General features: G+C 37.3%; 7 protein-coding genes and 2 pseudogenes. 6 read left to right on the top strand and 3 right to left on the bottom strand.

Going from position 1 to position 4638, the window contains the following annotated elements; all coding sequences use genetic code 11:
• Positions 1-153 precede the first annotated feature (153 nt).
• From WIW52_RS09365 to WIW52_RS09375, 3 genes are all read left to right on the top strand, one after another.
• On the top strand, positions 154-543 hold the full coding sequence (locus WIW52_RS09365; protein ID WP_337710098.1) for a HEPN domain-containing protein: 390 nt from the start codon (positions 154-156) through the stop codon (positions 541-543).
• Complete coding sequence (locus WIW52_RS09370) at positions 519-875, top strand: nucleotidyltransferase domain-containing protein (RefSeq protein ID WP_337710100.1); 357 nt, start codon at positions 519-521, stop codon at positions 873-875. Before WIW52_RS09365 ends, WIW52_RS09370 begins: the two co-directional genes overlap by 25 nt.
• A gap of 277 nt (positions 876-1152) precedes the next feature.
• Positions 1153-1884, top strand: a complete 732-nt coding sequence (locus WIW52_RS09375) for an IS1 family transposase (RefSeq protein WP_337710107.1) — start codon at positions 1153-1155, stop codon at positions 1882-1884.
• A 156-nt stretch (positions 1885-2040) separates the two neighbouring features.
• On the opposite strand, the gene WIW52_RS11315 is transcribed toward WIW52_RS09375, so the two are convergent.
• The 3 genes from WIW52_RS11315 to WIW52_RS09390 all read right to left on the bottom strand — a co-directional run bounded on the left by WIW52_RS11315 (position 2041) and on the right by WIW52_RS09390 (position 3176).
• Complete coding sequence (locus tag WIW52_RS11315; protein ID WP_443295668.1) at positions 2041-2133, bottom strand: hypothetical protein; 93 nt, start codon at positions 2131-2133, stop codon at positions 2041-2043.
• A gap of 394 nt (positions 2134-2527) precedes the next feature.
• Positions 2528-2917 (bottom strand): hypothetical protein, encoded by a 390-nt coding sequence (locus tag WIW52_RS09385; protein WP_337710102.1) that lies wholly within the window; start codon positions 2915-2917, stop codon positions 2528-2530.
• Positions 2910-3176, bottom strand: coding sequence for a hypothetical protein (locus WIW52_RS09390; protein WP_337710104.1), 267 nt, complete (start codon positions 3174-3176; stop codon positions 2910-2912). Before WIW52_RS09390 ends, WIW52_RS09385 begins: the two co-directional genes overlap by 8 nt.
• Before the next feature lie 81 nt (positions 3177-3257).
• Here WIW52_RS09390 and WIW52_RS11320 point away from each other — a divergent pair.
• The 3 genes and pseudogenes from WIW52_RS11320 to WIW52_RS09400 form a co-directional block, all read left to right on the top strand.
• Positions 3258-3348: pseudogene (locus WIW52_RS11320) on the top strand (IS200/IS605 family accessory protein TnpB-related protein); the annotation flags it as partial.
• A gap of 274 nt (positions 3349-3622) precedes the next feature.
• Positions 3623-4207, top strand: coding sequence for an IS607 family transposase (locus WIW52_RS09395; protein WP_337710106.1), 585 nt, complete (start codon positions 3623-3625; stop codon positions 4205-4207).
• Positions 4185-4638: pseudogene (locus WIW52_RS09400) on the top strand (RNA-guided endonuclease TnpB family protein); the annotation flags it as partial. The gene WIW52_RS09395 and the pseudogene WIW52_RS09400, both read left to right, overlap by 23 nt.

A 4638-nucleotide genomic window follows, 5' to 3' on the forward strand; every position in this document is an offset into this window, starting at 1 on the left:
CATTATAACGTTCTCGTCGTACTTGTGCCAATCCCTCTTGTACTTACTCTTTCCCATGAGTAATACTCGTAATTATTTTTTATAAATTTTTGTATAATTCTGAAGTAGTCCACAAAGCAAATCATATTAAAAAGTTTAAATACTATTCTACTGATGAAAGAAGAAGCAGGAAAGTGGTTCAAACAAGCTTTAGAAGATTTGGCAACAGCTAAGGATACTATCGCAACTGGTCATTACTATGCTTCAGCATTTTGGGCTGAACAAGCTGCTGAGAAGGCTTTAAAGGCATTATTAATAGATAAGGGAAAGATTGAACGAACTCACGATTTAAACGAGTTGTTAGACATAATAAAGGAGGAGATTGGATTACCTGTAGATGAGATTAGAAATGAAGTAAATAAACTTACTTTACATTATACAATCTCTAGATATCCAGATGCAGCTAATACCATACCATATTCACTTTATACTGAAGAGGATGCAGAGGAATTAGTTAAGAAGGCAGAGAAGGTGATAGAATGGGTAAAGCAAAATCTGCGTTAAAGAGCCAGATTGAATTGGTGAAAAAAGCAATAGAGTTCATAAATGATGTAAAAAAGGAAATTAGTGTTAAGGATGTGTATGTTGTAGGCTCTAGAGCTAGAGGAGATTACTTAGAGATCAGTGACATAGATTTAGTGATAATATCTCCAGATTTTAAAGGCTTAAGATACATTGATAGGCTTGAGAAGTTGGGAAAGCATTTAAGAGCACGTATAGAATTCTTCGCCTTCACTCCAGAAGAATGGGAAAAGCCTTCATCACTTTTTATAAAGGAATTGAAAAGGGAAGCAAAGAGGTTAGAAGATTTGGCAAAAGAATTAGGATTAATTTAAATTCAGCAGAAACTCCGCTTTATGTAATTCTTGATTTTTATCAAATATTAATTTTACTAAACTTTCTTAAATTTAAAATCAAATATAGATTAAAAGTGAGTTTAACGTTGTCCTTGATAAAATTTGAAGTGAAACACAAAGTAATTAACATGACTTTTTATAAGCTGAATTTATAGAAAACATTACTGCTATTAAACGATATAAAACTTACATACTTACGTTAGAGTGTGGAGATAGTGTCGTCGTTAAGTTATTTATATTTGTATAACGAGTACCACTGACGGGTAGGAAGCCTGTATTTAGGCAAGACGTTTCTTGTCCCTCTTGTGGTAGTCATCATGTTGTTAAGTGTGGTAGGCCTTTGGGTAGGCAGAAGTATTTGTGTAGGGATTGTGGTAAGTACTTCTTGGGTGATGCTAGTTATCATCATCATTCTAGGAAGTTGAGGGAGGAGGCTTTGAGAATGTATGCTAATGGTATGAGTATGAGGGCTATTTCTAGGGTGCTTAACGTACCTCTTGGTACTGTTTTCACTTGGATTAAGCGTTATGGTGGGCAGAAGTATGAGAAGTTGGTTGAGTTGTGGGGTAGGGCTAAGGAGTTGGTCAAGGGTAAGGTTGTTACTAAGGTTGTTGATGAGATGTGGACTTACTTGTACAAGAATGCTAGGGCTTTTTACAAGTGGGTTTTCACTTGTTACGTGTACACGAAGCCGGGAGTATACCTCATTTTGGGGGATAGGGATGAGAGTACTTTCCGTGAGGTCAAAAAGTATTTGCCCGAAGAGGGTAGATGGGTGAATGACGATTATAACTTGTACTACTGGTTGAAAGACCACACGGTTGTCTCACCAGTTAACCCTAATGAGTCCTTTCATTCCTCATTAAGGGATAGGCTAATTAGATTCGAGAGAGCGACGAAGGCAGTAAATAGGAGCATTCGTAGCATGATGTACTCCATAGCCCTAGTCTTGTGGGAGAGAAGGTTAATCCCAGAATTTGTAGCTTAACGACGACACTATGTCCACACTCCACTTATTTACACTATAGATTTATTTTTAAGGAGGTGATTTTGGGTCTACCGTGGAAGGGCAAGGGCTCCCTTCCAAGGGGTTCATAGTTCCCACCATAGATTCGGGGCTATATCTGAGGAGCAGTTGAGAGGGTCAGAACTCCCTCCCATTAACCACTGCAATTACGTCACGATCGTTTTCACAATTACAAGTGCACTTAAACCTATGACGAGAAACCTCAACCATCTTCCTGCCGAATTTAGGACATGGGACTGATGAATAACTATGTTCTATATAAGGAAGTCAGCTAAGCCACAGTGTTAGATAATAAATACATATTATAGCCTTTCGGTAAAGTTAACAAAATTTCTTTATCGTTGATGGTTTATTAGTAGGAAATAATGTGATAATTCTTCTTCTATCAAACTGTACAAAAACCGTGATAAGATATAAACAATTAAAGCTTAATTTTTTGCAATAACTTTCCTCATCATTAAGTTTTTTAGCAGCTATCTTTTCAGCTTTGCAAAATTCGTCAATTACTCTCTGAATTTCACCTACTATTTCTATCCCGTAATTTTTGCTTAGTTCTTCTAACCTAAGTCTTAGCCTTTCTTGAGCATGTCTCGTAAATTCACATTTAATATAAAACCACCGTTGAGACCATCACGCATGGTGAGCCAAATGAATCCCTATACTCTGGATAAATTGAAATATTAGTAACATTTATTATAATGTTGAAAATTTTCTCATACATTTTCAACACGATCTTAGGCTCCTTTAAAACCTCTGTCTTCCTGATCCGGGCCGGTCTAGAATTTAAAGTGTTACTAGAGCAAAGGGGGCCAAATCTTGGTTTATCAGTATTCACAGATATAATGTTCCGAACCACGAAAGAGTATTTATCATCCTTCTTAAACACTTTAAGCAAAACAGGGTGGAGAATTAGCTCTAGGTTTTCCTCATCAGTTTCTATCTTGTACTTCCCCTCCTGAATTTCTTGTAATGCATAATTTAGGACTTCACTCATTTTTAATTCCCTTTATACCTTCCTTTAGATCTTTATCCAACGGCTCTATTGAGATATAAGCTATTCTACCGTTCTCGTCAACTCCAATAGTAACAAAAGCCTCACCCTCAAAGCTTTTCTCAACACTTCTCTTGAATTCAACTATGAGATTACCGAAATCATTATCTACTAGCACTTGAAAAGGAGCGCTAGAGAATGATAAGAGCTGAAAATTAGTGGAGATCTGAGAACCGGATTGGCTAAATCCCCACTCTTCCATAATTCCTAATATATACTATTGCTATTAATTTGTTTTGAGCATAATGTTGTTATTAACAACCGTACATAAATTGAGAGGTGAAGGGAAAATAAGAGGATCCTTCACAAGTATTCACTTCTTCCACCAAAAGGCCAAGAGAGTCATGGAGGATTTTGGCAGGAAAGTGGGGCAACCTTGAAGACGTTATCCACCTCCTTATCTTCCTTTCTTTAACACAATGCTTTTTAGTGGTAAGAAGAGCGAAGTGATCATCGTATACTAAGAAATTTTCCGAAGAGGGAGTGTGAGATAAAGGGCAACTTGGAGAGGTGAGGTTCTTCTCCCCTAATTTTGTAAGGGAAATGTATTTCTTTACATTAAATCCGCTTTCCTTTATTCTAAAGCCGTTGTTAGCAGTTTCAGATAAACCGTAAAGTTTATATTATTTCATCATAAAATTTTATACAATGTTAAGACCTAAAGAAGTGTGCCAACGCCTAGGAATATCATACGCAACACTCAGAGAATATGTTAAGAAAGGGTACATAAAACCCGTGATACTAGAAACTGGGAAGTGGAGGTTCAAGGAAGAAGACGTCGAAAGACTTGTGGGGATTGTTAGAAAGAGGAAAGTGATCCTTTACGCAAGAGTATCATCAAACACACAGAAAGACGACTTAATAAACCAAGTAAAATACTTGGAGGAGAACGTTAAGAACTACGACCAAGTAATAACTGACGTCGGATCTTCATTGAATATGAAGAGGAAAGGATTCCTCAAGTTGTTGAGGATGATACTAAACAATGAAGTGTCGAAAGTTGTCATAGCCTACCCAGACAGACTAGTTAGATTCGGTTTCGAGATAATTGAAGAAGTATGCAAAGCACACAACTGTGAGATAGTCGTTCTAAACAAGGAGGACAAAACACCAGAGCAAGAGTTAATAGAAGACTTAATCTCTATACTAGTCTCCTTTAGTGGAAAGTTGTATGGAATGAGGAGCCATAAATATGAGATGGTGAAGAAATGTGTCGAAGAGCTTAAGGCTTAAATCATTCCAACCACAAGAAGAATACGTCTACCTAACGTACTCTCTGAAGAACGATAAGAAGGAGGAGAGCAAGATATTACTGGAGAACTATAAACACCTACTACACAAAGCTCTAGACTGGTTATGGGAGAGGACTAAGATAGAGAGGAAGGAAGTAAAGAAAGGTAAGAAAGCCACTAAGATCAAAATAACCTTGCCTAAGAAAAAAGAAGTTTACAAGAAGTTGAGGGATGAGTTAGAGAAAATCAACGTTTTAGCTTCCCACTACGTGGACAAGGCAATAAGCGACGCTTACTCAATATTAAAGGGGTGGAGGAGGAGGGCCGAGAAGGGACAAGCGTCATTGAGGAAACCAACACTGAGGAAGGTTTACGTTAGGGTAAAGTCGACACTTAGGAAAGTTGAGGGTGAAGAAGTTAGGATTACTGTAA

It is taken from the genome of Stygiolobus sp. RP850M (assembly GCF_037389295.1).
GTDB lineage: Archaea > Thermoproteota > Thermoprotei_A > Sulfolobales > Sulfolobaceae > Stygiolobus.

Bases quoted from the DNA above. Each gene is read 5' to 3' on its own strand.
- WIW52_RS11315 (WP_443295668.1), bottom strand. From the start codon at position 2,133: ATGGTTGAGGTTTCTCGTCATAGGTTTAAGTGCACTTGTAATTGTGAA.
- WIW52_RS09385 (WP_337710102.1), bottom strand. From the start codon at position 2,917: ATGAGTGAAGTCCTAAATTATGCATTACAAGAAATTCAGGAGGGGAAG.
- WIW52_RS09395 (WP_337710106.1), top strand. From the start codon at position 3,623: ATGTTAAGACCTAAAGAAGTGTGCCAACGCCTAGGAATATCATACGCA.
- WIW52_RS09365 (WP_337710098.1), top strand. From the start codon at position 154: ATGAAAGAAGAAGCAGGAAAGTGGTTCAAACAAGCTTTAGAAGATTTG.
- WIW52_RS09390 (WP_337710104.1), bottom strand. From the start codon at position 3,176: ATGGAAGAGTGGGGATTTAGCCAATCCGGTTCTCAGATCTCCACTAAT.
- WIW52_RS09370 (WP_337710100.1), top strand. From the start codon at position 519: ATGGGTAAAGCAAAATCTGCGTTAAAGAGCCAGATTGAATTGGTGAAA.